The organism is Bifidobacterium asteroides (genome assembly GCF_030758775.1).
Classification (GTDB): domain Bacteria; phylum Actinomycetota; class Actinomycetes; order Actinomycetales; family Bifidobacteriaceae; genus Bombiscardovia; species Bombiscardovia kimbladii.
In genome coordinates this window covers 933,565-959,105 of record NZ_CP132384.1, presented here as the reverse complement: position 1 = coordinate 959,105, position 25,541 = coordinate 933,565, and the positions used below count along the sequence as shown (strand labels likewise).

The window sequence follows — 25,541 nt, the reverse complement described above, 5'->3', positions numbered from 1 at the left end:
GAGGAACATGTCAGGTCATCGTCACCACGGACAGGATTCATCAGCATCCGAACCGGGGCCGGCGGAACGCTATGCCCGTTTCAGTCGTCACCGCAAACGCATGACCGGGGCGCCCGCACGCTTTCAGTCCAAGCTTCCCTTCCCCCTGGACGACTTCCAGCTGGAGGCCATCACCGCCCTGGAGGATGGCGACAACGTCCTGGTGGCCGCTCCGACCGGTGCCGGCAAGACCATCGTGGCCGACTTCGCGGTATTCCTGGCCCAGGAGCAGAACGTCAAGACCTTCTACACCACCCCCATCAAGGCCCTGAGCAACCAGAAATACCACGACCTGGTCGACCGTTACGGCGAGGACCGGGTGGGGCTGCTGACCGGCGACACCTCCATCAACTCCGAAGCGGACATCGTGGTCATGACCACCGAGGTCCTGCGCAACATGCTCTATGAGCAGTCCTCCACCCTGACGGCACTGAAGTACGTGATCCTGGACGAGGTCCACTATCTGGCCGACCGCTTCCGGGGGCCCGTCTGGGAGGAGGTCATCATCCATCTTCCGGCCTCCACCCGCATTGTGGGGCTGTCGGCCACCGTGTCCAACGTGGAGGAATTCTCCGACTGGATCTCCTCGGTGCGCGGACGCACCCATCTGGTGGTCTCCGAGCGCAGGCCCGTGCCGCTGGAGCAGCACGTCCTGGTCCAGGCCGACAGGCACACCGAGCCAGAGATCCTGGATCTGTATCGGCATGACGGCTCAGGACGGCAGACCCCAAAGATCAACCCGCGTCTGGTCTCCCGGCTGGCCCAGCTGGACAAGGCCGGACAGGAGCGTGCCCAGGCCCGCGACCAAGGGCATCACCATCGCCATGGCCGTGGCGGCAGGCCGGAGCGACGGATGGGGGAGCGGTATCGTCCAAGCCGGGCCGACGTGGTTGATGAGCTGGACTTCATGGACATGCTGCCCGGCATCTACTTCATCTTCTCCCGCACCGGCTGCGACCAGGCAGTCCAGCAGTGCATCCGGGCAGGGCTGCAGCTGACTACCGACGAGGAGGCCCGCCGCATACGGCACATCGTGGACTCCATGGCAGCCGGCCAGCTCAGCAAGGAGGATCTCAAGGCGCTGGGATTCGCCCAGTTCCGCTTCGCTCTGGAACAGGGCTTTGCAGCACATCACGCCGGCGTGGTCACCCTTTTCCGGCAGATAGTCGAACATCTGTTCGAACTAGGACTGCTTAAGGTGGTCTTCGCCACCGAGACTTTGGCCCTGGGCATCAACATGCCCGCCCGCTGCGTGGTGGTCGAGAAGCTGGAGAAGTTCGACGGCACCGGCCATGTAGCTCTGACCCCCGGCGAGTTCACCCAGCTGACCGGACGGGCCGGCAGGCGCGGCATCGACGACATCGGCCATGTAGTAGTGGTCGATCACCGGGACTTCAGTCCCAAGACCATGGCCGCCCTGTCCAGCAGAAGGGTCTACCCGCTGCACTCCAGCTTCCGGCCCACCTTCAACATGGCCGTCAACCTGCTCAACTCATCCAGCTATACGCGTGCTCGGGATACCCTGGACCACTCCTTCGCCCAGTGGGAGGCCAACCGATCAGCCTCGGAGCTGGAGGAACGCATCGAGACCCTGACCAACGGCCTGGAGGACTACCGGAAGGCCGCCCAGTGCAGCCGTGGCGATCTGATCGAGTTCATGCGCATCCGTACAGCCCTGTCTTCAGCCCAGAAGAACGATCGCCGCCGCCTGAAGCGCCAACGATTTACCAGCGAGAAGGCCCGCGACCGGGCGTTCCGAGACCTTGACCGGCACATCGACCAGCTGCGCGAGCAGGAGCGCAACCATCCCTGCCGCCAGTGCCCGGATCTGCCCAAGCACCTGCGCTGGGGGAACCGGTGGATCCGCATGGACAAGGAGCTGCAGCGCACCCGGGAACAGTACGAGTCCAAGACAGGGTCGGTCTCGCGCCAGTTCGACAGGATTTGCCAGATTCTGGCCGACCTGCGCTACACCCGGCCCGTGGATCCTGACGACTGCCGACTGACCCGGAAGGGGCAGCTGCTTCGGCGCATTTACAGCGAGCAGGATCTGAGCCTTGCCGAGATCCTGGATCGTGGCATCCTCAACGATCTGGAGCCCGCTGAACTTGCAGCGGCTGTCTCCGGACTGGTCTACGAATCCCGCCGTGGGGTAGGGGAGCAGCCGGGGGAGAGGGCCGGGTATCGAGCTCCCAGACTGGTTGACGCCATGGAGGATATGAAACGTCAGTGGTCCCAGGTACAGGAACGCTGCGATCAGGCTGGATTGGAGCTGCCGCCTGAACTCGACTTTGGCTTGGGGCCGACCATCTACGACTGGGCCTGCGGCGACTCGCTGACCACCATCCTGCGGGACAGTGATCTGACGGCGGGGGACTTCGTGCGCAACGCCAAGCGTCTGTCCGATGTGCTTACGCAGATCGTCCAGGTGGAGCCCTACTTGGGCAGGGGAGGGCATCACCTGGCCAGGACTGCCAGCATCGCCGCAGACCAGGTCAATCGCGGCATTGTGGCTTATACAGGCGTGGAGTGAACACGGGCACAATCCGGGAATAAGTATCAGGTCAACACTGTTCTGTAGCTTGGAGGCAGTGACGGACACGAGTATGGAGGAATCATGGCAGAGCGCAGTCTTCGCGGCATGAGTATTGGGGCGAAGTCCCTGGAATCCGATCAGAATGTGGATTTTGCTGCACGCAGCGAGGTCGCCTATGTCTGCCCCAAAGGCCATCGGACTATCCTGCCCTTGGCTGAAGGCGCTGAGGTGCCGCAGGAGTGGGAGTGCCGCTGCGGGCAGATTGCTCACCTTGAGGGGCATGACGAGCAGGAGTCCGGCAAGACCGGAAAGCCGACCAGGACCCACTGGGACATGCTGCTGGAGCGCCGGTCGGAGGACGAGCTCAAGGCTGTGCTTGACAAGCGTCTGAAAATGCACCGCGAAGGATGGTTCCCGGACTATGAGTAAATCACCGCGCCGCCTGGTTCTGCTGGATCTGGACGGCACCCTGACCGCCTCGCATCCGGGCATTATCGCCTCCGTGGTGCAAACTTTCAAAGAGCTTGGTCATCCCGTGCCCGATGAAAGCGAGCTTCGCCAATTCATAGGCCCTGCCGTTGAAGTATCCCTGCGCCGCAACGGCATCAGAGAAGAAGACATCGATAAGGGCGTCCAGATTTACCGGCGCTATTACAGTGAGATAGCGGCATTTGATGATCCTGACCATCCAGGACAACACATCCCTGGACGTCTGCTCGCTACGGTCTTTGACGGCATTCCCGAACAGCTGAATCGTATGCACGAGCATGGTCTGACCTTGGCCGTGGCCACCTGCAAACCCGAGTACCAGGCTCAGCCGGTATGTGACCACTTCGGACTTACGCCACTGGTAGATGGTGTCTATGGTGCCAGCAAGGACTCCACACGAATCACCAAGGCCCAGGTCATCACCCACGCTCTGCAACAGCTTGGCTTTGACGCCAACCAGGGTGACCGAGCCCTTATGGTCGGCGACCGCTGGACCGATGCCGATGGTGCGCAGGAAACCGGTCTTGACTGCCTAGGATGCGGCTGGGGCTATGCCGAACCCGGAGAACTGGAATCTCACGGCTGCTATCGTGTCATCGACCAGGTTGACCGATTGTGCCAAACCACTGACGATTACTTCGGCAACAATCAGACTCAGCATTGATTCGGTCGGAACTGTATCTTATCCTGTAGGGCCACCCGGATGAACTCGGGTGGCCTTTGCAACATCACCAAGTTGACCAGAAATGAAAATCGCAATCATGAGCTAGTAAGCCGATAATGTACGTTATGTCAAATTACTTATTGTTTTCTCTCCTGTTTTGTCTTCCACCGCGAGATTCATGCAGCCCGCTGGCGCTGCTCGTGCTGCTGCTCCAGGCGCTGACGCAGACGCATAGCCGTCAGCTCGTCGATAGGTCGTTCAGGCAGACCCGGGGTCAGCTGTCCAGTAGTCAAATCCACGTGGTCGCAGGTCTGCAGCTCCAGATCCATACGATGCCAGATGGCACCCACAGAGATAGCAAAAACTGCACGCCCGGACTGCATCAGTGCAAAGACCTGATCGGGTCCTGAGCATTCTGTGACCTGATCACCATCGCAGACCACCGTTACATGCTCAAGTTGACCGACTGTTCGACGCTCGAGATAGTTCACCGTGTTCGTGGCATTGACCAAATTGACACCGGCATCCAAGAGGCGCTTGAGGACGGCCAGGATGACCACATCCTTGAAGGAATAGAGCCTGCGGGAGCCTGATCCGTGCGAGGCCTTGATCGATGGCTCGACGATTCGCTTGCGGGCCCAATAATCCAGCTGCCGATAGGTAATGCCGGCCACCTTGGCCGCGACCGTTCCCCGGTAGCCCCGGGTCGTGCCCTCGGCCTGCTCAGGCGAAAAGAGTTCCCCCTGCACCAGCGTCGGCAACTCTTCGGCCATGCCGTGCCCCCTGTCAGTTCTTGGCGATGACTGCCCGATTATCGAAGTAGACCAACCTGAACTTGCCGATCATGATCTCGTCGCCATTGTGCAGGTCGGCCTGGTCCACGCGTTCGCGGTTGACGTAAGTGCCGTTGAGGCTGCCAGTATCCTCGACCCGAAAACCATGGTCAGTCCGTACGAATATGGCGTGCGCCCTGGAGACCGTCGAATCATCCAGCAGGATGTCCGCCTTCGGATCGCGACCCACGCTGACCTGATCCTCGTCCAACAGATAACGCGATCCTGACACCGCTCCCCTGGTAGAGATCAGCAGGGCTGTGCCCTCAGGCAATCGCGCCATGGTCTCCAGGTCGTCCTTGGTCAGTGGACGGTCACCGTTGGAGGTGACTGGAATGTTCAGGGCCGGCATGCCGATGATGGTCGTCTCGCCCGCAGTGGGAATAGGATCTGTCATAATTGCCTATTCTACAGGCTTTGCATACTGGTAGTCCTGCACGCGTCGAACCTGGTCGATTCTGACACTATTTGACTGCTCCACGGATACGGTCGCATGGAACTGCACCTTGATCCGCGAACCCACTCCCCCAGCGATCTGAACGGCATTCTGCAGGCTGTCCGGATCCCCAATGGCCTTGACAATGTAGGGACTGCGCAGCTTGGCGTGGTCGCATTGCAGACCGGTGCGGGTGTCCAGCAGATAGGTGCTGGTAACCACCCGGACATCGTTGAAGGATATGACCTCGGCGCCAGCGTTGCGCAGTTCTTCGATCAGATTGAACATGGTAGAGGCGTCCACCCGGTCACTGTCCTCGGTGACCGTTACCACCACTCCCCTGCCCTGGGCAGGCAGCCGTCCGGCCAGGATGCCGCTGCTCTGCTCATTCTGCTGGGCTATGCGGGCAGCCTCCTTCTGCTTGTCGGCGGCTGACTTGATGGAGGTCAGCTGCTGGTTGAGCTGGCTCTTGCGCTCCTCCAGCTTATCGACCTGGTTGCTGGTCTCGTCCAGCACCCGTACCAGCTCCTCCTCGGACAGACTCTGGTAGGAGGACTGGTTATTATGCACCTGGACCGCATACCCGAAACCCAACAGGGCGCACATAAGGGCCACCAGGACGCTGGTAACCAGTCTGACCCTGGTGGCGTTGGAATTGAGGGTGCGCAGAGGCCGACGGCGAACCACCGGAAAAGCACCGGTCTGCGTATCGTCGGCTGGAGCCCTGACCCGTCCGGGCCTCCTAGGCGGAATGCTCTTGGGCATTCCCTCGTCGCGCTTCTTCCTCAGGGTGTGTCTCATATGCTCACCCCTTGAAAATGAACCGTCGAATAGCGGAAACGTTGGAGAAGATCCGGATGCCCAGGACCACAATGACGGCCGTGGACAGCTGAGAACCCACGCCCAGCTGGTTGCCCAGGAAGACCAGAAGAGTGGCCGTGATCACATTGGAGATGAAGGAAACCACGAAGACCCGGTCCGAGAAGCTGCGTTCGAAGTAGGAGCGGACTGCGCCCATCAGGGCATCCAGGGCGGCCACCACCATGATAGGCAAATAAGGCTGCAGGACAATGGGAATGTCGGGCTTGAGGAAGATGCCCGCCACCACGCCTAGGATCAGGCCGAGAATTGCCGACATGTCAATGACTCCTTCCGGCATAGGACAGATTGGGCAAACTCACTGCATTCAGATTCAGGCGCCGCTGCTTGGCCACATTGACAGTGATGTTCGCCCTTTTGAGGTCACGCAGGCGGCCCTGCAGATCACTGCGAACCATCAGATCGGACAAGGCGCCTTGGTCGCCGATGGCTTCGATCTTGTAGGGTGACTCGATCGAGGTGGTCCCCACCAAAATGGTCTGACCGGCTGTACGCACTGATGTCTGTGTTCCTATTCTATTGCCGTTGATGGCAATGGCTTCGGCCCCAGCAGACCAAAGCTTGGTCAGGAACCACTGCAGGTCCTGGTCGGTGAGCAGTTTGATCTGATCGGCATTGTCCCGGGAATCCTTGGAGGCAATGGGGTTGGCCAGGGTGATGACGACGCCCTGCCCCTGCACCTTGCTGGTGCCGTTGGTCAGATCGTCAGCGGCCTGCGTGCTGTTCTGCCCTTGGCCGCCCTCCTGAGCCGAGAGCGTGTCGATATTGCCGTTAAGGTCCGATATCTGACTGTTGAGGTCATTGGCACGCTTGCTGACCCCCTCCACCTGGGAGATGAGCTTCTCGCGTACCTTCTGACGCGGGTCCCGGTGCAACACCTGAACTATACCCGTGCCCGCCAGGCCGACCAGCACGCAAATGACGAAGACCAGTATCCGATTGACCCAGACGCTCAGCGGCGATCTACGCTCAGCGGGCAGCAGACGGGCATCCTCGAACATGGGGTCCATGGGACGGTTGGTCAGGTCGTCAATCAGCCTCAGAGACTCATCAGCCATGCGCCGACGCATGGATTCCTGGGCGGGCTCCGAGCTTTCCTGGTCCACATAGTGGCGTTCCAGACCTGCGCTGGAATGCGAAAAAGCCGCCCGGCGGTGAATCAAGGCACGGTCAGGCGGCACGGGGAAGGATTGGGGGGTCATCTGCGGTTCAGTCATGATGGCGGTCCTGACGAAGCAGCCCGATGCCCTGACGTGCGTAGATCAGCCCTGCCAGCCAGTAAAGGCCAACCCCCCAGATGACAGCCGCAAGAGCCACCAGGTGGAAGAAACGGAAGAAGGCTGAAGTGCCCACATCCGCAAAAATCAGGGCCGGTATGGCCAGCATGAGCACGGCCGTACCAGTCTTGCCAGCGAAGTGCACCGGCAAGGGGCCATAATCATGCTGGGCCAGCGTCAAAACCAACAGCCCCATGAGCACATCCCGGGCACCGACTAGGGCCAGAAGCCACCATGGGAGTATGGAGGCGATGCTCAGAGCAAGTACGGAACAGAGAATCAGCAGCCGATCGGCAACCGGGTCCAGGATCTGCCCCAGCTTGCTGACCTGGTTGAACCTGCGGGCAATGATCCCATCCACACCGTCAGAAAGGGCCGAAATCAGCATGACTACCAAGGAAATGATCAGATGACGGTTGGCCACCAGATAGGCAATAAGAGGTATGGAGAGGATACGAAGCAGGCTGATGACATTGGGTACGGTGAGAATCACCGACCGTGGCTCAGGGCTGTACCTGCTGCGTGAAATTCGATCAATCAGTGCCATCCGACTACATTCTAGAAGCTTGAAGGGCAGTTACAAGGATGGCACGCGCACCGATCTCATAGAGGCGGTCCATGAGGTTGTTCACCTGGTCCCTGGGAACCATGGCCCTGACTGCGGCCCACTGCTTATCGTGCAGGGAGGAGACTGTCGGCGACTCATAGCCGGGCGTGATGCCCACCGCCATGGCTACGCGCTCTACCGGGATGTCATAATCCATCAGTACATAGCGGCGGGCTGTCAGCACGCCCTCCAGCCTGCGGGACATGACCGCCAACCGCTCATCATCGGGATCCAGACGGGGTGATCTGATGAGAATCCCCTCCGATTTCAGAATGGGATCGCCGAAGACCCGAAGCCCGGCGTTGCGCAGGGTGGTGCCGGTGGAGACCACATCGGCGATCAGGTCGGCTACCCCGAGCTCGACTGAGGACTCCACTGCGCCGTCCAAGTGGATCAGTTCGGCCTTGAGTCCCTTGCTGTTCAGGTAGTCTTCAAGAAGCCGGTCGAAGGTAGTGCCGATCCGTTTGCCGTCCACGTCCTGCAAGGTGTTGATAGCACTGGCTTCCGGAGCGGCGAATCTGAATGTGGATGCGCCGAATCCCAGCTCAATGACCTCGACGGCCCTGGTTCCGGAGTTGAGCAGCAGGTCACGCCCGGTGATGCCCAGATCAATGGTCCCCAAGCCGACATAGACCGCTATATCGTTGGGCCTTAAGTAAAAGAGCTGGATGTCGTTGTCGACGTCATCGACCACCAGTTGCCGGTCATTGGAACGCAGACGATAGCCGGACTCTGACAGCAGCCTCCATGCGGGCTGGGACAACATGCCCTTATTGGGCACCGCGACCTTCAACACGGCAACCTCCTAATTGCGGAAGCGAATCTACAGCGGGAAAGGATCAGAGGTCACAGATATCTGTAGACATCCTCCAGGGTGATGCCTCGATCGATCATCATGACCTGGATGTGGTACAGCAGCTGGCTCATCTCCTCGGCCGTCCGCTCCTTGCCCTCATACTCAGCGGCGATCCATGTCTCTCCAGCCTCTTCATTGATCTTCTTGCCGATGAAATGCGTGCCCTTGTCCAGCTCTTCAACAGTCAAGGATCCTTCTGGGCGCTCCTTGGCCTTGGTCGTGAGCTCCTCAAACAACCCATCGAAGGTCTTCATCTGGCTATCTCCATTCTTCCTGCAAAACCTGTCAGTCCTTGTAGCTTACCTGCGCGGCCTGCCGGATCTGGTCAATGGCCTTGGCCGGGTCGTCAGCGCCGTAGACCGCGGAGCCTGCCACCAGGACATCGGCTCCAGCCTCTGCCACGATGGGAGCCGTGGTGGGACTCACCCCGCCATCCACCTGGATGTGGGTCTTCAGGCCGCGGGCGGTGATCTGGTCACGAAGACGGCGGGTCTTGGGCATCTGATTGTCCAGGAACTTCTGCCCGCCGAATCCTGGCTCCACGGTCATGACCAGAATCATGTCAAACTCATCGAGAATGTCGAAGATCGGCTCCACAGGTTCGGCAGGGCGCACGGCCAGGCAGGCCTTGACCCCCATGTCGTGCAGCTGGCGGGCCAGACGGACCGGGGCATGGACGGCTCCGGTGTGGAAGGTGACGGAGGCAACACCCAGTTTGGCGAATTCCGGGGCCCACCGGTCGGGGTCCTCGATCATCAGATGCACGTCCACCGGCAGGTCGGTCACCTGGCAGATGCGCTCCACCACAGGCTCGCCAAGCGTCAGGTTGGGAACGAAATGGTGGTCCATCACATCCACGTGAACCATATCGGCATTGGCAATAGCCTTGAGATCCCGCTCCAAGTTGGCGAAATCGGCGGAAAGAATGCTGGGTGCTATCTGAATGCTCATGGAGATTATTCTATGTTGTACGGAAGACCGGCGGCACCGGTTTGTGGCCCAATTGCACACCTACCGACCCCCGGATAGCTGACCCCTGTCCTACTTGCTCCGGGCCTCGGACTCCTGACGCACCTCAAGCTCGGTGATGGTCCGCAGCTTTTCGGACAGCAGGGAGGTCGGCTTGCCCTTGCGCGCTATGAGGACGAAGGCTGCAGCCGCAAGGAAGAAGACCGTCATGGACACCCAGACGTTGACCCTGACTCCCAGGAATTCGTGGGCGAAGTCGATGCGAAGGGCCTCGATCCAGGTGCGCCCCAGGGTGTACCACATGACATAGAGGGCGAAGAGGGAGCCGGCCTTGAGCACGTTCACGGCCTTGTGGCCGATCCAGACCAGGAGGGCCGCGCCGATCAGGTTCCAGATCATCTCATAGAGGAATGTTGGTTGGAAGAGGGTGCCGGTCGGGCAAGTGGCCCCGTCATAGCACTGTTCGCTGCTGCCGATGGCGGAACCTGCCGCGTCGATCTTCAGCCCCCAGGGCAGCGTGGTGGGGGCCCCGTAGAGCTCCTGGTTGAACCAGTTGCCCAGCCGCCCGATGGCCTGAGCCACCAGAAGGGCAGGGGCCACACTGTCGGCCAGCAGGGCGGTCGGGTAGCTCTTGTGACGGCACCAGGCCCAGGCTGCCAGTGCTCCCAGGAGGACTGCACCCCAGATGCCCAGACCGCCACGCCAGATGCGCAGAATATCGGCTGGATTGCCATCAGCTCCGAAATACCGCTCAGGGGTGGTAATGACGTGGTAGAGCCTGGCGCCGACGATGCCGGCCGGTACCGCGCAGATGGCGATGTCCAGAATCTGGTCGGTCCGGCCGCCCTCCTTCTTCCAGCGCCTGGCGGTGATCCAGGCAGCCACGATGATGGCCAAGAGCATGGTCAGCGCATAGAACCTGATGGTGACCGGCCCCAGATGGAAGCTGGATATTCCCGGCGATGGAATGTAGGCAAGCGTCATAAAGCCCCAATCTAGCCCCTGGGCCTTACAGCCCCACTCACTTCCTGGCCTGGGAGATGCCCCAACGCAGGTCGGAGCAAACCTCAGCCAGGGACTCCAGTGCCTTTCTGCGGTCCTTTCGTGGCCTGCCCTCGTCATCCAGAAGGCAATGGACCAGGGCCGAGCCGACGATGACCCCGTCCGCGTAGGCGCCGACCTGGGAGGCCTGCTGGGCGGTAGACACCCCGATGCCCACGCAGACATAAGGGGCACCAGCCTGCCTGACTCTCGCCACCAGGTTCTGGGCCGAGTTGGACATGCTGGTACGTTCGCCGGTCACGCCCATTCGGGAGGTCGCGTAGACGAATCCTCTGGCTGCACGGGAGGTGATCTGCAGACGTGCATCGGTTGAGTCGGGCGAGACCAGATAGACCCGGTCAAGACCATACCGGTCCGACTGCTCTATCCATTCCCCGGATTCGTCGACGATCAGATCCGGGGTGACCAGCCCGGACCCGCCGGCCTCGGCCATGCGGGCGGCAAAATCCGCTACTCCGTGATGCATGATCAGATTCCAGTAGCTCATGACCAGAGCCCTGGCACCGTCCGCCTGAACCTGGCGGACCGCGTCGAAGACACCCTCGACCTTGACGCCATTGTCGATGGCGCACTTGCTGGCCGCCTGGATGACCGGGCCATCCATGACCGGGTCGCTGTAGGGCAGCCCGATCTCGAGGATGTCGACCCCGCTTTTCACCATGACCCGCATGGCCTCCAAGGATGTGGGCACGTCAGGGAAACCGTAGGGGAAGTACCCGATGAATGCCGGCCTGCCCTCTTGGCGGAGGGCCTGCAGCGTGGACGCCACCGGGCTGGCCGTGCGGCTGAACCCCTTAGGCTGGAACAGGCTGGGATTGCACAGGCTGGGGCTGGACGGGCGCTTTCTGCCACTGCCATTGCTGGTTGACCATCATCGGGCCTCCTCTTCTGCTTGATCGCTTCTGCTGTGCCCGGCCTGGGCTTCCAAAGCGCTGGCCTCCTGCTCGGACAGGTAGCCGAACCATCTGCCTGCCGTGGCCACATCCTTGTCGCCCCTGCCCGAGATGTTGATCAGAATGACAGGATTTCTGATTCCCTTGCGCAAAAGGTCGGTGGCCGCCTTGCTGGCTCCGGCCAAGGCGTGCGAGGACTCCAGGGCGGGGATGATGCCCTCGGTCCGGCACAGGTCGCTGAAAGCCTGCATGGCCTCCTTATCGGTTGCATAGTCATACTTGACCCGGCCCATGTCGTGCAGCCAGGCATGCTCAGGCCCCACTGAGGCGTAATCCAGGCCGGCGGAGATGGAGTAGGTGTCCATGGTCTGGCCCTGGTCGTCCTCCAGCAGATAGGACTTGGTCCCTTGGAAGACGCCGATCTGACCGGTGCCGGGCGAAAGGCGGATGGCATGCTTGCCCGACTTGGGCCCGTCCCCGCCGGCCTCGTAAGCGTAAAGGGAAACCCGGGGATCGTCCAGGAAAGTGTTCATGATGCCGATGGCGTTGGAGCCTCCGCCGACGCAGGCCACAACCCCGTCGGGATGGTCGATGCCGTATGCGGACAGCTGCGCGGAAGCCTCTTCGCCGATGATCTTCTGGAAGTCCCTCACGATGGTTGGGAAGGGGTGGGGGCCGGCAACCGTGCCCAGCAGGTAGTGGGTGGTCTCCACGTTGGTCACCCAGTCGCGCAGGGCCTCGTTGATAGCGTCCTTGAGAATCCTTGTCCCGGTGGTCACCTCGACGACTTCGGCTCCCAGCATTCGCATCCTGGCCACGTTCAGGGCCTGTCTGCGGGCGTCTATCTGCCCCATGTAGATTCGGCACTTGAAGCCCAGGAGGGCACAGACCGTAGCCGTGGCCACGCCATGCTGGCCGGCGCCGGTCTCCGCAATGACGCGGGTCTTGCCCATACGCTTGACCAGGAGCCCCTGACCCAGGGCGTTGTTGATCTTATGGGCGCCCGTGTGGTTCAGGTCCTCCCTTTTCAGGAAGACCCTGACCTGACCGCCGACCCGATCGCCGATCAGCTTGGCGAACCGAGGCGCCGGTGTCAGGGCCGAGGGACGCCCCACATAGACCCGGTTGAGTCTGTTCAGCTCCTCACGGAAGGCCGGATCGGCCTTGGCCTCCTTGTAGACACGCTCCAGCTCATCAAGGGCGCCCACCAGGGCCTCAGGGACGAAACGTCCGCCATAGGGGCCGAAATAGGGACCGTCATGGGTTGAGAGGGGCCTGGCCTCGGCGGCCTTGAAGCGGTGACCAGCCTGAACCAGCAAGCGGACGGTACCCTCCTGGTCCTGTGAGGTGACCAGACCTTCTCCTATCAGGACCGCATCGGCCCCGGCCCGGGCGTACCGCTCCAGCTCGACCGTGCCGAACACTCCGGACTCGGCCACCTTGACCACATCCTTGGGCAGGTTGGAAGCCAGGCGGGCATACTGGTCAACGTCAACGCTCAGGTCCTTCAGATTCCGGGCGTTGATGCCGATCACCCTGGCGCCGGCCGCAATGGCCCGCTCGATCTCCTGACGATCATGGGTCTCGACCAGGGCGGTCATGCCCAGGCTCCCGGCCAGGTCCAGCAGGTGCTTGAGGCGGGCGTCATCCAAGGCCGCCACAATCAGCAGGATCATATCGGCCCCATTGGCCCTGGACTCCCAGACCTGGTAGTCGGAGACGATGAAGTTCTTGTTGAGCACGGGAATGCCCACGGCCTGTCTGACCTGCCGCAGATCCTCCAAGGATCCCAGGAAGCGTCTGCCCTCGGTCAGGACCGATATGGCCGAAGCGCCCCCGTTTGCATACTGCCGGGCCAGGGCGGCGGGATTTTTGATGTCGGCAAGGTACCCCTTGGATGGCGAGGCTCGCTTGATTTCCGCGATGATCGGAATGCCGACGCTTTCCCTGAGCAGTCGGGCGGCATCCAGAGGTTTGCGCTTCATGCTCCTGACCTGTTGCTTGAGGCTTTCCAAGGGAATCTTCTGTACCCGGCTCCTTGCATCCTCCACGGCGCCGGCCACCAGTTCATCCAAGACGGTCATAGAGCCCTTCCCTCCAGTTTCTTGTGTATTCCCTGTCACAACCTTAGCGTCTTTCTGCACTGGATTACCCATTACCCTTCCTCGCTCTGCATCTGTGCCTGAGTACGATTGCCCTGCACCGCAGGCAGGGGTCCTCCGGCTTCAAAACACGACCTGTGTCCGGTGTGGCAGGCCGCCCCCACCTGGTCGACTTCGATAAGCAAGGCGTCCCCGTCGCAGTCGATGCTGACGCCCTTGACGTATTGGACATGCCCGGAGGTGTCTCCCTTGCGCCAGTATTCCTGCCTGGAGCGGGACCAGAAGGTGACCCTTCCCGTGGTCAGGGTCCGTCTCAAGGCCTCCTCATCCATGTATCCGACCATGAGCACCTGACGGCTGTCATACTGTTGGACCACAGCGGCCACAAGTCCCTTGGCATCCTTCTTCAGCCTGGCCGCTATGCTCGGATCCAAACGTGCTTCCTGGTCCTTCGAAGACTGTGACATTGATCCTCATTCTCCTGATTTGTCCGACACATCCTTGTCGGTTGATTGTTTATGGTATGGGTATGGTTTCCCCGATGGCTGCCAACATGGCCAGCAAATGCCATGCAGCATGCGGTGTCGAATTATCTGCGGGATTGGTTCAGGCCTGCCATCGAACCGGATACCCGGCCGTATGGAGCGCCTGCTTGACATCCTTGATGGACACCTGGCCGAAATGGAAGACGGAAGCCGCCAGGACCGCATCGGCCCCGGCCTTGACAGCTGGAGGAAAATCGGCGGCCTTGCCTGCGCCACCGCTGGCGATAAGGGGAAGGGATACGGCCTTGCGCACGTCGGCGATCATCTCCAGATCGAATCCCTGACGGGTGCCGTCTGCATCCATGGAGTTGAGGAGGATCTCGCCGGCTCCGAGTTCTTGGGCCTGCTTGACCCAGCCGATGGCATCTATGCCGGTGGACTGGTGGCCGCCCATGGTGGTCACCTCATATCCTGAGGTAATGCCCTGGGCATTGGATCGGCGGGCATCGACCGAGAGCACCAGGACCTGACGACCGAACCGCTGGGCGATATCGCCGATGACCTGCGGATTGGCAATGGCTGCCGTGTTGATGCCGACCTTGTCGGCCCCTGACCGCAGGAGGGTGTCGACATCCTGCGGCGTCCGCACACCTCCGCCGACGGTCAATGGAATGAAGATCTGGTCGGCAGTGCTCTTGACCAGGTCCACCATGGTGGCTCGCCCGCTTCCAGAGGCAGTCACATCCAGAAAGGTCAGTTCGTCAGCGCCCTGCTGGTAGTAAGCGGAAGCCAGTTCGACCGGGTTGCCCGCATCGCGCAGATTCTTGAAGTGGACGCCTTTGACCACACGGCCCTGGTCGACATCAAGGCAGGGAATGACACGAACCGCTACCGTCATGCGACCCGCCTTCCTGCCTGAACCGATTTGTTTGAGTCACGACACTAGCTTCTGTAGTGCCCGAAGACCATAGGATGTCCACACTATGGCATGTTGATTGCAGAATACCGGATTAGGCCTGGAGCTTGACGGCTTTTGCAGCCAGCTGCCCGCAGGCACCGTCGATATCCGATCCGCGGGTGTCCCTCATGGTTGCAGTGATGCCGGCCTTGTGGAGGATGTCCAGAAAGCGCTGCTCGTCCTCGGGCTTGGAGGCCGTCCAGCGAGATCCCTCGATTGGATTCAAGGGTATGGGATTGACGTGCGCCCAGTCGTCCCCGTAATGGTTGAGGCGCTTGGCCAGAAGACGGGCATGCTCGGCCTGGTCGTTGATGCCACGCATCAGGGCGTACTCGATGCTGACCCGTCTGCCGCTGGCCAGGTAGTAGTCGTGGGCCGCGTCCAGAACCTGGGTGGTGTTGAAGCGCCTGTTCATGGGCACCAGCTCGTCGCGCAACTTGTCGCTGGGAGCATGGAGGGAAACGGCCAGACGGACCGGAATGCCCTCTTTGGTCAGCTTGCGGATGCCGGGGACCACACCGACCGTGGAGACGGTGATATTCCTGGCCGAGATGCCGAATCCCTTGGGCGGCAGGGCACTGATCTGCCTGACCGCGGAAAGCACAGCCCGATAGTTGCCCATGGGCTCGCCCATACCCATGAAGACGATGTTGCTCAGACGCCCGGGTCCTCCGGCGACCTGTCCGAACCTCATCATCCGGGATGCGGCCCTTACCTGTTCCAGAATCTCGCCGGTCGACATGTTCCGGGTCAATCCAAGCTGACCGGTGGCGCAGAAGGGGCAGCCCATACCGCAGCCGACCTGGCTGGAGATGCAGAGGGTGGCCCTGGAGGGATAGCGCATAAGTACGGACTCGATCCTGGACCCGTCGAAGAGCTCCCAGAGGGTTTTGATGGTCGTCCCCTGATCCGCCTTCTGGACGGTGACCGGGGCTATCAGTTCAGGAAAGAAGCGGTGTGCGGCATCCTGGCGGCTGGACGCAGGAAGATCCGTGAAGTCGTCCGGATTGGTGGACAGATGGTTGAAATAGTGATTGGCCAGCTGCGAGGCCCGGAATTTCGGCAGACCCAGTTGAGCGCAGACCTCCTGACGCTCCTCTAGGTCCATATCCGTAAAGTGACGCGGCGGCTTGCCTCGACGGGCATGGTCGGCCGCCAGAACGTCCCTGAAGGCGCCATTCTTGCCACCAGGGGTGATGCCGGTTTCAGGCTCGGCACCAGTCATGTCGACATCTGTCATACCTCTACCTCATCCCGTATCAGTCATCCGACCATCAATCTCGGTCACAGGCCGGTAATCAAAAGAACCAGTGTTATGAAGGGCGCGGACATGAGGATGGAATCCACCCTGTCCAGCACCCCGCCGTGGCCCTTGAGCAGGTGGCCCATGTCCTTGATCCCCAGATCGCGTTTGATCAAGGATGCGCTCAGATCCCCAAGGGTGCCTGTGGCTCCGACCATGATGCCCATGAGCAGGGCGACCCACCAGATCCTTCCCCAATCCGCCATGGGATAGGTGGCCGCGAAAATGACCAAAGCGCCAACCAGACAGCAGAGCATGGAGCCGGCCAGACCTTCCAAGGACTTGCCGGGCGAGATGCGGGGCGAAATCTTGTGCTTGCCAAAGAGCGAACCAAAAAGAAGACCGCCGATGTCGCTTAAGGCGGGCAGGAAAATCACCATGAAGGCATGAGCTGCAGGATGCCCGCCGAAGGTGGTGGGCAGGGTTATCAGACAGGCCAGGAGGGTGATGTAGACAACGGTCAGGAGGGTGACGCCCACATTGGCCAGGCTGCTGGACCGGCTCCCCTGCTCTGCAGCACCGTAGGAGGCGTCGGCCATGGTCTGCGCATCCTTGCCCGAGAGCTTGGCATTCACCGCCTTGACCAGACGACCGCCCAGGCGATGGTTGCGGGTGGCCGCAAGAGCCCCGACCAGAGCAGTGACCAGAACTCCGGCGGTCATAACCGCGACATGGTCCGGCGCATAGAAGGAGGCCAGCATGGTGGCCGCCGAGCAGATCCAGAGCTCGACCACCGGTATATGCAGGCCCGCCGTGGCAAAGTCCACCCTGAGCTCCCAGAGCCCCAGGGTCATGAAAATCACAATCAGGTAGATGAATGCGTCGATGCGCACCAGGATGCAGGCCAGGATGATGACCACCAGAAGCGCGCCAGTGGCCACCGCCTGCGGCATGTTGCGCCCGGTCCGCTTGTTCAGGGTTGCGACGGCATCCTGACCTGCCTTCTCGGCGGAGCTTTCCTTAGTACTCATGAAGTGTGGATCCTCCCCAGGCGGATCAGACCTCGAGGATCTCCTTTTCCTTAGCGTCCAGGAGCTGGTCGATCATGTCGTTCTTCTGCTTGGTGACGGTCTCCAGCTCCTTCTGCAGCCGGTTGCCCTCATCCTCGCCCAGGTCGCCATCCTTGACCTTGGACTCCAGCTCCTCCTTGACCTTGCGCCGGATGTTGCGGACGGCCACCTTGCCCTCCTCGGCCTTGGTCTTGGCCAGCTTGACATAGTCCCGGCGGCGTTCCTCAGTCAGCTCGGGCATGGTGACCCTGATGACGTTGCCGTCACGGCTGGGGTTGACGCCCAGGTCCGAATCGCGGATGGCCTTCTCGACCGCACCCGCCTGGGAGGGGTCGAAGGGGGTGACGGCCAAGGTGCGAGGCTCCGGGACGCCGATGGATGCCAGCGACTTAATGGGCGTGGGAGTGCCATAGTACTCCACCATGATGTCGTTGAGGAAGGAGGGGTTGGCACGCCCGGTCCTGATTCCCGAGAAGTTCTCCTTGGTCGCCTCGATGCTCTTGTCCATCTGCCTTCCGGCCTGGTCCACCACTGTGGTCATGATCTGCTCCTTGCTGTATGGACCATCCGCCTGTGCGCGCGAGGTCCGTCATTCTTATACTCTACGGCCATGGGGCCACAGGGGCCAAGCGGCGCGGGGTGTGCCCGCAACCGGTCACAGGGTACGATCAGGACCACCGTGGACCAGGGTGCCCAGGCGCTGGCCCCTGAGCGCTCCGGTCACATTGCCTTCACCCTCCAGTCCGAAGACGCGGATGGGCATGTCGTTGTCCCTGGCCATGGACAGCGCTGCCGCATCCATGACAGCCAGATTGTCCACCAAGGCCCGCTGGTAGCTCAGATTGGTGAACATGCGCGCAGAAGCCTGCTTGTTGGGATCTGCCGTGTACACGCCGTCCACGCCGTTCTTGCCCATGAGGACCTCGACGCAATGAATCTCCAGGGCCCGCTGGATGGAGACCGTGTCGGTTGAGAAGTACGGCATGCCGGATCCGGCGCCGAAGATGACCACGCGTCCCTTCTCCAGGTGACGGATGGCCTTGAGCGGGATGTAGGGCTCGGCAACCTGGCCCATGGTGATGGCTGTCTGCACCCTGGTGGCCTGCCCATCCTGCTCCAGGAAGTCCTGCAGGGCCAGGCAGTTCATGACCGTGCCCAGCATGCCCATGTAGTCGCCGCGCGAGCGTTCGATTCCGGCCTGGCTGAGCTCGGCTCCGCGGAAGAAGTTGCCGCCGCCTACCACGATGGCCACCTGAACGCCGCTCTGCACCGCCTGGACGATCTCCTTGGCCACCCGCTTGACCACCTGTACGTCGATGCCGACCTCGCCTCCCCCGAAGGCCTCTCCGGAGAGCTTGAGCAGCACACGACGAGGCGATGCTGGGTTTTGCGCTGAATCGGATCCGGTCATAAAAACCCTTTCTCCAGACATGATGACGGGCGGAATACGCCGCTAATAGGGTATCGAGGCTGCGCGACAACCCCTCCTTGAGCATGCTGAGGTGATAGGCCCAGGACGAAAGAAGGGGAGCGGCCACAAAAGCCACTCCCCTATCGTCAGTCATCATCAATGCCGGCCGTCTGTCTATCCCTCAGACAGGATCGGACGCGACGACCCAAGACACTGCTGGGCTACCGACTACTCCTCGTCGCCCTTGCCGACCTCGAGACGGGCGAAGGCCAGGGCCTTGCCGCCAGCCTGCTTGAAGAGGTCGCCAATGGTCTTGGAGGTGTCCTTGACGTACTGCTGCTCCAGCAGGACGGTCTCCTTGAAGAAGGCGTTCAGGCGCCCCTCGACGATCTTGGGAATGATCTTCTCGGGCTTGCCTTCGGCCTGGGACTTCTCGGTAGCCACGCGACGCTCGGACTCCACCACGTCGGCGGGCACATCCTCGCGGCTGAGCCACTTGGGGCTCATGGCGGAGATCTGCAGGGCCACCTCATGGGCCACCTGGGCGCCGGCCTCGTCAGTAGCGATCATGGCCACGATGGATGGAGGCATCTCCACGGACTTGCGGTGGGCGTAGATCTCCACACGGGGACCTTCGACCCGGGCCACCTGGCCGACCTTGACGTGCTCATGGAAGAGCGCGCCGGCCTCCTCAACGGTCTCCTTGACGGTGCCCGACTTGGATGGAGCGGCATCGACCTGCTCGGCGTTGGAGGCATCAGCCTTGGCCACGTCGTCGATGACCTCCTGGCCGAACTCGATGAACTGAGGGGTCTTGGCCACGAAGTCGGTCTCGGAGTTGAGCTCGACGGCATAGCCGATCTGGCCCTGTTCGCCCTCGACGACGGTGGAGGCTATCAGGCCCTCCTGAGCCTTGCGGCCCTCACGGGCGCCTGCGGCCTGGATGCCGGTGGCGCGGATGATCTCCTTGGCGCGGGCCATGTCGCCCTCGGCCTCGGTCAGGGCCTTCTTGACGTCCATCATGCCGGCGCCGGTCTGATCACGCAGCTCCTTGATCAGTGCAGCGGTGATTTTTGCCATGAAACTCTCCTATCTAGACGCCAGATTTCAGGCGGCCTGATCAGCAGCGGGGGTCTCCTGCTGCGGTTGCGCAGGCTGCTCGGCCTGGGGAGCCTGGGCGGTCTCCTGGGCCTGCTCCTGCGGCTGTCCGTCCTTGTTCTCCAGCAGGTTCTTCTCCCACTCGGCCATGGGCTGGTCGGAGGCCTCCTCGGTCTTGGCGGCCTTGCCGGAGCGCTCCAGCAGACCGTCGGCCACGGCATCGGCCATCAGCCTGGTCAGCAGCTCGACGCCGCGAATGGCATCGTCGTTGGCCGGAATGGGGTAGGTGACGAGCTCAGGATCCGTGTTGGTGTCCACCAGGGCCACCACCGGAATGCCCAGCTTGTTGGCCTCGGAGACCGCCAGGGCCTCCTTGTTGATGTCGACCACGAACAGGGCCGAAGGGGTGCGGTTCATGTTGCGGATGCCGCCCAGCTGGCGCTCCAGCTTGTCCTTCTCGCGCCGCAGGAGCAGGAGCTCCTTCTTGGTCAGCCCCGAGCCGTGCACGTCGTCGAAGTCCATCTCCTCCAGTTCCTTCAAGCGGCCGACCCGCTTGGTCACGGTCTGGAAGTTGGTCAGCATGCCGCCCAGCCAGCGCTCGGAGACGTAGGGCATGTTCACCCGGGTGGCCTGGGCCTTGATGGCCTCCTGGGCCTGCTTCTTGGTCCCCACGAAGAGCACGGTGCCGTTGTGGGCCACGGTCTGCTTGATGAAGTCATAGGCCTTGTCGATCAGACCGAGCGACTTGAAGAGGTTGATGATGTGGATGCCGTTGCGCTCCATCAGGATGTACTGCTTCATCTTGGGGTTCCAACGACGGGTCTGGTGTCCGAAGTGGACGCCGGCCTTCAGCATTTCGCTCATGGTGATCTGTGCCATGTCCGTACCTTTCATTGTCGGTTATTGCCTGGCCATGTGCACCTGCGTGCAACTCCGAGGAGCCGACCGACACAGGACGTCGCGGACATGGCGCGAATTTGCGGCGTGCGTTCGGGAATACTCTTGGCGCGCTTGCCCGCCCGTGACAGCAGACCTGCGCAATGACACGCCGAATTACCATGATACCCGAGGCCAATGACCTCGGGTATCGCGTTCGCCCTCTGCCTACCTGGCTGATCTGAGCTGCTGCATGGCCTTGCGGCGAACGTCGCTCTCCAGCCGATCCACATAGACATGGCCGTCCAGATGGTCGCACTCGTGCTGGATCATCCGCCCCATGATGCCATGGCCTTCAAGAGTCACCGTCTTGCCGTCCAAGTCGATGCCGTGGGCTCGGGCGTAGTCGGCCCGCCTGGTCGGATACCAGAGGTTGGGCAGGGACAGGCACCCCTCCTCGCCATACTGCTCGCCGGAGGTCTTGTCGATGACCGGATTGATGATGTAGCCCACCTTGCCGCCGATGTTGTAGGAGAAGACACGCAGGCCCACGCCGATCTGGTTGGCCGACAGGCCGGCCCGGCCCGGGTCGTCCACGGTGTCTACCAGGTCACGCACCAGACTGCGCACAGCCGGGGTGATGCTGGTCACTGGATCGCAGGGGGTGCGCAAAACCGGATCTGGAACCACTCTGATTGTACGAATCGCCACTGCTTACTCCTCGTCATCCCGGCCGTCGCGGCCGTCCTTCTCGTCCTCCGGGGCCGCTTCCTCCTCCTGGCGGACATCACGCATGCGTCCGGTCATGCTGGCCAGGGAGTCGCTCATGGTGGTCCGAGCCCTGCTGACGATGTCGTTCTCCTTGGCGGCCGGCTTGGCAGGCGTCCTGGGGGCATAGAGGACCTTGTCCACGAGTTCGGCATACTGGCGGAGCACCTCGGGGCGCACGACCTTCAGGCTGGGGGTCAGGGTGCCGTCCTCCTGGCTGAAGTCCTTGTCCAGCACCAGGAACTTGCGCACCGACTCGGCCCGCGAGACGTTGCAGTTGGCCTTGTCCACATACTGCTGGATGAAAGCATGGATGGCCTCGTTATGGCTGGCCTGCTCCATGCTCATGTCAGCGTCCAGGCCCTGGGAGGTCAGCCAGGACTTCAGCATCCCGGCATCCAGGGTGACCAGGGCGCCCACAAAGGGCCTGCCGTCGCCCACGACCACGGCCTGGGAGACTATGGGGCAGGTGCTGATGACATCCTCCAAAGGCGCCGGACTCACGTTCTTGCCGCCGGCGGTGATGATGACATCCTTCTTGCGGCCAGTGATGAAGACGAAGCCCTGGTCGTCGATCTGGGCCAGATCTCCGGTGTGCAGCCAGCCGTCCTTATCGAGCACGGTGGAATCAAGCTCGGGCTGGTGGTAATAGCCCATGAAGACGCTGGGGCCCTTGACCAGGAGCTCATCGTCGTCGCTCAGCCTGACCGTAATGCCCGAGCCAGGGCGGCCGACCGACCCAACCTCATTGGCGTCCTCGAAGTTGACGATGCAGGGGGCCGCCGTCTCGGTCATCCCGTAGCCCTGAATGAAGGTGATGCCGTCGATCCCGTTGAAGAAGTGGGCCAGGTCGGCATTCATGGGCGCGCCGCCGCAGGCCAGGTAGCTCAGGTTGGAACCCAGAGCGGACTCGATCGTATTGCCGACTGTCTTGGTGTAGAAGGCGTGGGCCAAGCGTGTCAGCGGCGAATGGCCGCTCCCCTCCTGCTCGTCCTTGGACCACTTGATGAAGTGCTTGGTGGCCTTGGCGAAGACCTTGCCGGCCAAGCCTGTGCCGGCCTTCTGCGAGGCGGCGTTGTAGACCTTTTCGAAGACGCGGGGCACGCCCAGCAGATAGGTGGGCCGGAAGGTGCGCAGGTCGGTCAGCAGATGCTTGGCGTTGGAGACGTACCCGACCACGCCCTGGGCACCGATGGCCACATACTGGATGTAGCGGGCGAAGCAGTGGGCCAGGGGCAGGAAGAGCATCAGGCGGGAGGGCGCTGCCAGCATGTGGTAGAGCACATCCCAGCCCACGAAGACGATGTGGACGAAGTTCCGGTTGGAGAGCATGGCGCCCTTGGGCTCACCAGTTGAGCCCGAAGTGTAGACGATGGTGGCCAGATCGTCGGCCTTGACTTGGGCGATGGCCTGATCCAGGCGCTCGTCTTCTATCCCCTGGCCGAATTCACTGACTGCGTTCAAGCCCCCGGCTTCGAAATTGAAGACGTACTTGAGCTTGGGCGAGGACCCCCGGACCTGCTCCAGGATCTGCGCGTGCTCAGAGTCGCCGGCAAAGGCCAGGACACAGTCCACGTCCTGGACGATCTTCTGGGCCTGGTTGGGCGAGTCGGTCTCATAGATGGGCACAGAGACCGCCCCGATGGCAGCGCAGGCGAAGTCTGTGACCCCCCAGTCGTAACTGGTGGAGGCGTAGATGACCACGGTACTGCCCTTTTCCACGCCCAGGGCCATCAAGCCCTTGGCCACGGCGCGTACCCGTGCGGACATCTGCCCTGCCTTGACATCGTGCCAGTTTCGGGTCATGGGATCCTGCCACTGGGCAACCAGCTCCTCAGGATCGCGGGCGGTGCGTTTTGCCAGGAGTGAATAGATGGTGTCCTTGTCCGTCGTCGGGTGTTGAAGCTCGACCGTATATTCACGCAACATACCCACCATCATATGGGTCACCCCGCCAAAGCCGCCGCCTAGCCCATGTCGAAGCGGACGCAAACCCAGCGCGAACCGCTTCTGGCGACGATCAGGTTGGTCAGCACTGTGCGCTCGCCGACCAGAAATCCGATGGTGGTTTCGTACCGGTCACGGTCTACGCGGTAGAGCTCGACCAGTTTAGGAATCAGCGGCAGGTATGTCATGCCGACATGATCCGCCGTGCGGACCATGCCCAGATGCCGATCCCGCAGCAACTGGGCCAGCAGGGCCAATCGTTCCATGCAGACGCGGTTGAGCACACGGTCCAGGCTCTTCATAGGCAAACGACCCCGCAACACATCGAAGACCCTGGATGCCAAGGCGCACAGATTGACAAGAATACGCTTGAGATCCGCAGACAGACCCTCATGCCCGGCAGCATCCCCCGGCCGAATGAAGTTGACCGTTCGCACGGTCAGATTGATGTCGCCAAGTCCCAGCGGCACCTGCGTACAGGTAGACGGCCACCAACCGCCATTCTCCTGTTCTGCCGACTCCTCGGTTGCTTGATCTTGATCCCAGACCGGTGCCAGATCCATATACTCCGTCATACTTCTCTCCTCGCACTCCGATGTGCTTGTCCCCCCTCCCATGCCGGCGAGGCGCACTGGGCAACCGACGCAACGACAGCGAATACGTCCAGAGTAGGAATGCGCTGAGGGATTGTAAAGGCCGGTTCAGGAATGTGGTCAACCTGGACCGGCCTTTAGACAGATTGTGGATAAATGGACCGTGAATGCCCTGTTCTGCTCAGCAGCGGGGGCCGGGGGTCACTGCCACACGGCACTTCTGGAAGTTCTTGACATCCACATAACCGGTGGAAGCCATGGCCCGGCGAAGCGCCCCGATCAGATTCAGACTGCCGTCGGTGCGGTCGCTGGGACCGAAGAGTATGCGCTCCAAGCTCCCCACCTGGCCGACCTGGACCCTGCGACCCCTTGGCAGTTCGGGATGATGAGCCTCGGCCCCCCAGTGCATGCCCTGGCCGGGAGCCTCCGTAGCCTTGGCCAGGGGCGTGCCCAGCATGACCGCGTCGGCCCCCATGGCCAAGGCCTTGACGAAGGAACCCGAGGTACCGGTCTCCCCGTCGGCGATGACCTGAACGTAACGTCCGCCCGACTCGTCCAAGTAGTCGCGACGCGCCTCGGCCACATCCGAGATGGCAGTGGCCATAGGCGCTTGGATTCCGATGGTGGCGGAATCGGTGGAGGAGGCTCCCCCGCCGAACCCGACCAGCACCCCGGCGGCACCGGTGCGCATCAGATGCAGGGCAGCCTGGTAGGTGGCGGCCCCTCCGACGATGACCGGAACGTCCAGGTCGTAGATGAACTTCTTCAGATTCAAAGGCTCATGGCTGGTGGAGACGTGTTCGGCCGAGACCGCTGTTCCTCGGATCACGAAGAGGTCCACGCCCGCATCGACCACTGTGGTATAGAACTCCTGGGTGCGCTGAGGGGACAGGGCTCCGGCCACCGTGACCCCGGCCTTGCGGATCTCCTGCAGACGGCGGGTGATCAGCTCCGCCTTGACCGGTTCCCGGTAGGCCTCCTGAATGACCCCGGTCGCCTGCTCCGGCGAGGCATGGGCGATCCGATCCAGCTGGGGGCGCGGATCCTCGTATCTGGTCCACAGCCCCTCCAGGTCCAGCACGCCCAGTCCACCCAATCGTCCCAGAGCAATGGCCGTCTCAGGGCTGGTCACCGAGTCCATGGGCGCCGCCAGCAAGGGCAGGTCAAACTCGTAGGCATCCACCTGCCAGGCTGTGGAGACATCCTGGGGATCCCGGGTCCTTCTGGAGGGGAGTATGGAGACATCATCGAGCGTGTAGGCCACCGTGGCCTTCTTGCCGAGACCGATTTCGATATCCTGTGTCATGTCTGCCAGCCTAGCGCCTCATGATGACGCTCCGGCGTGCTACGAACGAGTTACGAGCCTGGGAACAGAGAGTAACAAACTTGGGATAGAACAGTTCGCAAGCGCAACTGCGGCACCGGGAGCAGGATCCGGCCCCCGACCCGC

At 61.8% G+C, this 25,541-nt stretch carries 27 protein-coding genes; 3 read left to right on the top strand and 24 right to left on the bottom strand.

The window, feature by feature from the left end:
- Positions 1-7: 7 nt before the first annotated feature.
- From RAM15_RS03635 to RAM15_RS03625, 3 genes are all read left to right on the top strand, one after another.
- Entirely contained in the window at positions 8-2,572 is a 2,565-nt protein-coding gene (locus RAM15_RS03635; protein WP_306222126.1) for a DEAD/DEAH box helicase, read from the top strand.
- 84 nt (positions 2,573-2,656) lie between these two features.
- Positions 2,657-3,004 carry an RNA polymerase-binding protein RbpA gene (locus tag RAM15_RS03630; RefSeq protein WP_024627700.1) on the top strand — a complete coding sequence of 116 codons (348 nt, stop codon included), beginning with the start codon at positions 2,657-2,659 and terminating at the stop codon, positions 3,002-3,004.
- Positions 2,997-3,728, top strand: coding sequence for an HAD hydrolase-like protein (locus tag RAM15_RS03625; protein ID WP_306222124.1), 732 nt, complete (start codon positions 2,997-2,999; stop codon positions 3,726-3,728). Before RAM15_RS03630 ends, RAM15_RS03625 begins: the two co-directional genes overlap by 8 nt.
- A 176-nt stretch (positions 3,729-3,904) precedes the next feature.
- Here the strand turns inward: RAM15_RS03625 and RAM15_RS03620 are convergent, their stop codons facing one another.
- The 24 genes from RAM15_RS03620 to RAM15_RS03505 form a co-directional block, all read right to left on the bottom strand.
- Positions 3,905-4,501 (bottom strand): MerR family transcriptional regulator, encoded by a 597-nt coding sequence (locus RAM15_RS03620; protein ID WP_306222123.1) that lies wholly within the window; start codon positions 4,499-4,501, stop codon positions 3,905-3,907.
- 13 nt (positions 4,502-4,514) lie between these two features.
- A complete protein-coding gene (locus tag RAM15_RS03615) occupies positions 4,515-4,958 on the bottom strand; it encodes an FHA domain-containing protein (protein ID WP_024627697.1) in 444 nt (147 codons plus the stop codon).
- A 6-nt stretch (positions 4,959-4,964) separates the two neighbouring features.
- Positions 4,965-5,798, bottom strand: coding sequence for a DUF881 domain-containing protein (locus RAM15_RS03610; RefSeq protein ID WP_101432310.1), 834 nt, complete (start codon positions 5,796-5,798; stop codon positions 4,965-4,967).
- Between the two features lie 4 nt (positions 5,799-5,802).
- Positions 5,803-6,135 (bottom strand): small basic family protein, encoded by a 333-nt coding sequence (locus RAM15_RS03605; protein WP_015021764.1) that lies wholly within the window; start codon positions 6,133-6,135, stop codon positions 5,803-5,805.
- A gap of 1 nt (position 6,136) precedes the next feature.
- On the bottom strand, positions 6,137-7,093 hold the full coding sequence (locus RAM15_RS03600; RefSeq protein ID WP_306222122.1) for a DUF881 domain-containing protein: 957 nt from the start codon (positions 7,091-7,093) through the stop codon (positions 6,137-6,139).
- Positions 7,086-7,700: a CDP-alcohol phosphatidyltransferase family protein gene (locus RAM15_RS03595; protein ID WP_306222121.1), complete on the bottom strand. Its 615-nt coding sequence runs from the start codon at positions 7,698-7,700 to the stop codon at positions 7,086-7,088. The genes RAM15_RS03600 and RAM15_RS03595 overlap by 8 nt, the downstream gene beginning before the upstream one ends.
- 4 nt (positions 7,701-7,704) lie before the next feature.
- Positions 7,705-8,556, bottom strand: a complete 852-nt coding sequence (gene hisG, locus RAM15_RS03590) for an ATP phosphoribosyltransferase (RefSeq protein ID WP_306222120.1) — start codon at positions 8,554-8,556, stop codon at positions 7,705-7,707.
- Between the two features lie 50 nt (positions 8,557-8,606).
- The gene (locus RAM15_RS03585) at positions 8,607-8,870 is read right to left on the bottom strand and encodes a phosphoribosyl-ATP diphosphatase (protein ID WP_045935327.1); all 264 of its coding nucleotides are present in this window, start codon (positions 8,868-8,870) and stop codon (positions 8,607-8,609) included.
- A gap of 31 nt (positions 8,871-8,901) precedes the next feature.
- Positions 8,902-9,567, bottom strand: a complete 666-nt coding sequence (rpe, locus tag RAM15_RS03580) for a ribulose-phosphate 3-epimerase (RefSeq protein ID WP_029678892.1) — start codon at positions 9,565-9,567, stop codon at positions 8,902-8,904.
- 90 nt (positions 9,568-9,657) lie between these two features.
- Positions 9,658-10,569, bottom strand: coding sequence for a prolipoprotein diacylglyceryl transferase (gene lgt / locus RAM15_RS03575; protein WP_198189705.1), 912 nt, complete (start codon positions 10,567-10,569; stop codon positions 9,658-9,660).
- Between the two features lie 37 nt (positions 10,570-10,606).
- Complete coding sequence (gene trpA, locus RAM15_RS03570) at positions 10,607-11,416, bottom strand: tryptophan synthase subunit alpha (protein ID WP_306222117.1); 810 nt, start codon at positions 11,414-11,416, stop codon at positions 10,607-10,609.
- Between the two features lie 102 nt (positions 11,417-11,518).
- Complete coding sequence (gene trpB, locus RAM15_RS03565; protein WP_306222116.1) at positions 11,519-13,624, bottom strand: tryptophan synthase subunit beta; 2,106 nt, start codon at positions 13,622-13,624, stop codon at positions 11,519-11,521.
- Between the two features lie 71 nt (positions 13,625-13,695).
- Positions 13,696-14,109 carry a phosphoribosyl-AMP cyclohydrolase gene (hisI, locus tag RAM15_RS03560; protein WP_306222115.1) on the bottom strand — a complete coding sequence of 138 codons (414 nt, stop codon included), beginning with the start codon at positions 14,107-14,109 and terminating at the stop codon, positions 13,696-13,698.
- A 139-nt stretch (positions 14,110-14,248) separates the two neighbouring features.
- A complete protein-coding gene (gene hisF, locus RAM15_RS03555) occupies positions 14,249-15,025 on the bottom strand; it encodes an imidazole glycerol phosphate synthase subunit HisF (RefSeq protein WP_306222113.1) in 777 nt (258 codons plus the stop codon).
- Positions 15,026-15,137: 112 nt separating this feature from the next.
- Complete coding sequence (gene rlmN, locus RAM15_RS03550; RefSeq protein ID WP_372338670.1) at positions 15,138-16,325, bottom strand: 23S rRNA (adenine(2503)-C(2))-methyltransferase RlmN; 1,188 nt, start codon at positions 16,323-16,325, stop codon at positions 15,138-15,140.
- Positions 16,326-16,369: 44 nt separating this feature from the next.
- The gene (locus RAM15_RS03545) at positions 16,370-17,359 is read right to left on the bottom strand and encodes a phosphatidate cytidylyltransferase (RefSeq protein ID WP_306222112.1); all 990 of its coding nucleotides are present in this window, start codon (positions 17,357-17,359) and stop codon (positions 16,370-16,372) included.
- Between the two features lie 25 nt (positions 17,360-17,384).
- Positions 17,385-17,939, bottom strand: coding sequence for a ribosome recycling factor (gene frr / locus RAM15_RS03540; protein WP_045924363.1), 555 nt, complete (start codon positions 17,937-17,939; stop codon positions 17,385-17,387).
- A 114-nt stretch (positions 17,940-18,053) separates the two neighbouring features.
- Positions 18,054-18,809 (bottom strand): UMP kinase, encoded by a 756-nt coding sequence (pyrH, locus tag RAM15_RS03535; protein WP_306222110.1) that lies wholly within the window; start codon positions 18,807-18,809, stop codon positions 18,054-18,056.
- Positions 18,810-19,037: 228 nt separating this feature from the next.
- Positions 19,038-19,889: a translation elongation factor Ts gene (gene tsf, locus RAM15_RS03530; protein ID WP_306222109.1), complete on the bottom strand. Its 852-nt coding sequence runs from the start codon at positions 19,887-19,889 to the stop codon at positions 19,038-19,040.
- 27 nt (positions 19,890-19,916) lie between these two features.
- Positions 19,917-20,786 carry a 30S ribosomal protein S2 gene (gene rpsB / locus RAM15_RS03525; RefSeq protein ID WP_306222108.1) on the bottom strand — a complete coding sequence of 290 codons (870 nt, stop codon included), beginning with the start codon at positions 20,784-20,786 and terminating at the stop codon, positions 19,917-19,919.
- A gap of 225 nt (positions 20,787-21,011) precedes the next feature.
- Positions 21,012-21,494: a peptide deformylase gene (locus RAM15_RS03520; RefSeq protein ID WP_015021747.1), complete on the bottom strand. Its 483-nt coding sequence runs from the start codon at positions 21,492-21,494 to the stop codon at positions 21,012-21,014.
- A gap of 3 nt (positions 21,495-21,497) precedes the next feature.
- Positions 21,498-23,480: an AMP-dependent synthetase/ligase gene (locus RAM15_RS03515; RefSeq protein WP_306222107.1), complete on the bottom strand. Its 1,983-nt coding sequence runs from the start codon at positions 23,478-23,480 to the stop codon at positions 21,498-21,500.
- A gap of 38 nt (positions 23,481-23,518) precedes the next feature.
- The gene (locus RAM15_RS03510) at positions 23,519-24,073 is read right to left on the bottom strand and encodes a hypothetical protein (RefSeq protein WP_306222106.1); all 555 of its coding nucleotides are present in this window, start codon (positions 24,071-24,073) and stop codon (positions 23,519-23,521) included.
- Between the two features lie 199 nt (positions 24,074-24,272).
- Positions 24,273-25,397, bottom strand: coding sequence for a GuaB3 family IMP dehydrogenase-related protein (locus RAM15_RS03505; protein WP_045924358.1), 1,125 nt, complete (start codon positions 25,395-25,397; stop codon positions 24,273-24,275).
- Between the last annotated feature and the right edge of the window lie 144 nt (positions 25,398-25,541).

Coding starts and splice junctions, on each gene's coding strand:
- RAM15_RS03610 (WP_101432310.1), bottom strand. CDS start 5,798: ATGAGACACACCCTGAGGAAGAAGCGCGACGAGGGAATGCCCAAGAGC.
- RAM15_RS03585 (WP_045935327.1), bottom strand. CDS start 8,870: ATGAAGACCTTCGATGGGTTGTTTGAGGAGCTCACGACCAAGGCCAAG.
- RAM15_RS03605 (WP_015021764.1), bottom strand. CDS start 6,135: ATGTCGGCAATTCTCGGCCTGATCCTAGGCGTGGTGGCGGGCATCTTC.
- RAM15_RS03505 (WP_045924358.1), bottom strand. CDS start 25,397: ATGACACAGGATATCGAAATCGGTCTCGGCAAGAAGGCCACGGTGGCC.
- RAM15_RS03635 (WP_306222126.1), top strand. CDS start 8: ATGTCAGGTCATCGTCACCACGGACAGGATTCATCAGCATCCGAACCG.
- frr (WP_045924363.1), bottom strand. CDS start 17,939: ATGACCACAGTGGTGGACCAGGCCGGAAGGCAGATGGACAAGAGCATC.
- rlmN (WP_372338670.1), bottom strand. CDS start 16,325: ATGACAGATGTCGACATGACTGGTGCCGAGCCTGAAACCGGCATCACC.
- RAM15_RS03510 (WP_306222106.1), bottom strand. CDS start 24,073: ATGACGGAGTATATGGATCTGGCACCGGTCTGGGATCAAGATCAAGCA.
- RAM15_RS03595 (WP_306222121.1), bottom strand. CDS start 7,700: ATGGCACTGATTGATCGAATTTCACGCAGCAGGTACAGCCCTGAGCCA.
- RAM15_RS03545 (WP_306222112.1), bottom strand. CDS start 17,359: ATGAGTACTAAGGAAAGCTCCGCCGAGAAGGCAGGTCAGGATGCCGTC.
- RAM15_RS03620 (WP_306222123.1), bottom strand. CDS start 4,501: ATGGCCGAAGAGTTGCCGACGCTGGTGCAGGGGGAACTCTTTTCGCCT.
- RAM15_RS03615 (WP_024627697.1), bottom strand. CDS start 4,958: ATGACAGATCCTATTCCCACTGCGGGCGAGACGACCATCATCGGCATG.
- hisI (WP_306222115.1), bottom strand. CDS start 14,109: ATGTCACAGTCTTCGAAGGACCAGGAAGCACGTTTGGATCCGAGCATA.
- rpsB (WP_306222108.1), bottom strand. CDS start 20,786: ATGGCACAGATCACCATGAGCGAAATGCTGAAGGCCGGCGTCCACTTC.
- trpB (WP_306222116.1), bottom strand. CDS start 13,624: ATGACCGTCTTGGATGAACTGGTGGCCGGCGCCGTGGAGGATGCAAGG.
- pyrH (WP_306222110.1), bottom strand. CDS start 18,809: ATGACCGGATCCGATTCAGCGCAAAACCCAGCATCGCCTCGTCGTGTG.
- rpe (WP_029678892.1), bottom strand. CDS start 9,567: ATGAGCATTCAGATAGCACCCAGCATTCTTTCCGCCGATTTCGCCAAC.
- lgt (WP_198189705.1), bottom strand. CDS start 10,569: ATGACGCTTGCCTACATTCCATCGCCGGGAATATCCAGCTTCCATCTG.
- hisF (WP_306222113.1), bottom strand. CDS start 15,025: ATGACGGTAGCGGTTCGTGTCATTCCCTGCCTTGATGTCGACCAGGGC.
- RAM15_RS03515 (WP_306222107.1), bottom strand. CDS start 23,480: ATGTTGCGTGAATATACGGTCGAGCTTCAACACCCGACGACGGACAAG.
- RAM15_RS03625 (WP_306222124.1), top strand. CDS start 2,997: ATGAGTAAATCACCGCGCCGCCTGGTTCTGCTGGATCTGGACGGCACC.
- tsf (WP_306222109.1), bottom strand. CDS start 19,889: ATGGCAAAAATCACCGCTGCACTGATCAAGGAGCTGCGTGATCAGACC.
- RAM15_RS03600 (WP_306222122.1), bottom strand. CDS start 7,093: ATGACTGAACCGCAGATGACCCCCCAATCCTTCCCCGTGCCGCCTGAC.
- RAM15_RS03630 (WP_024627700.1), top strand. CDS start 2,657: ATGGCAGAGCGCAGTCTTCGCGGCATGAGTATTGGGGCGAAGTCCCTG.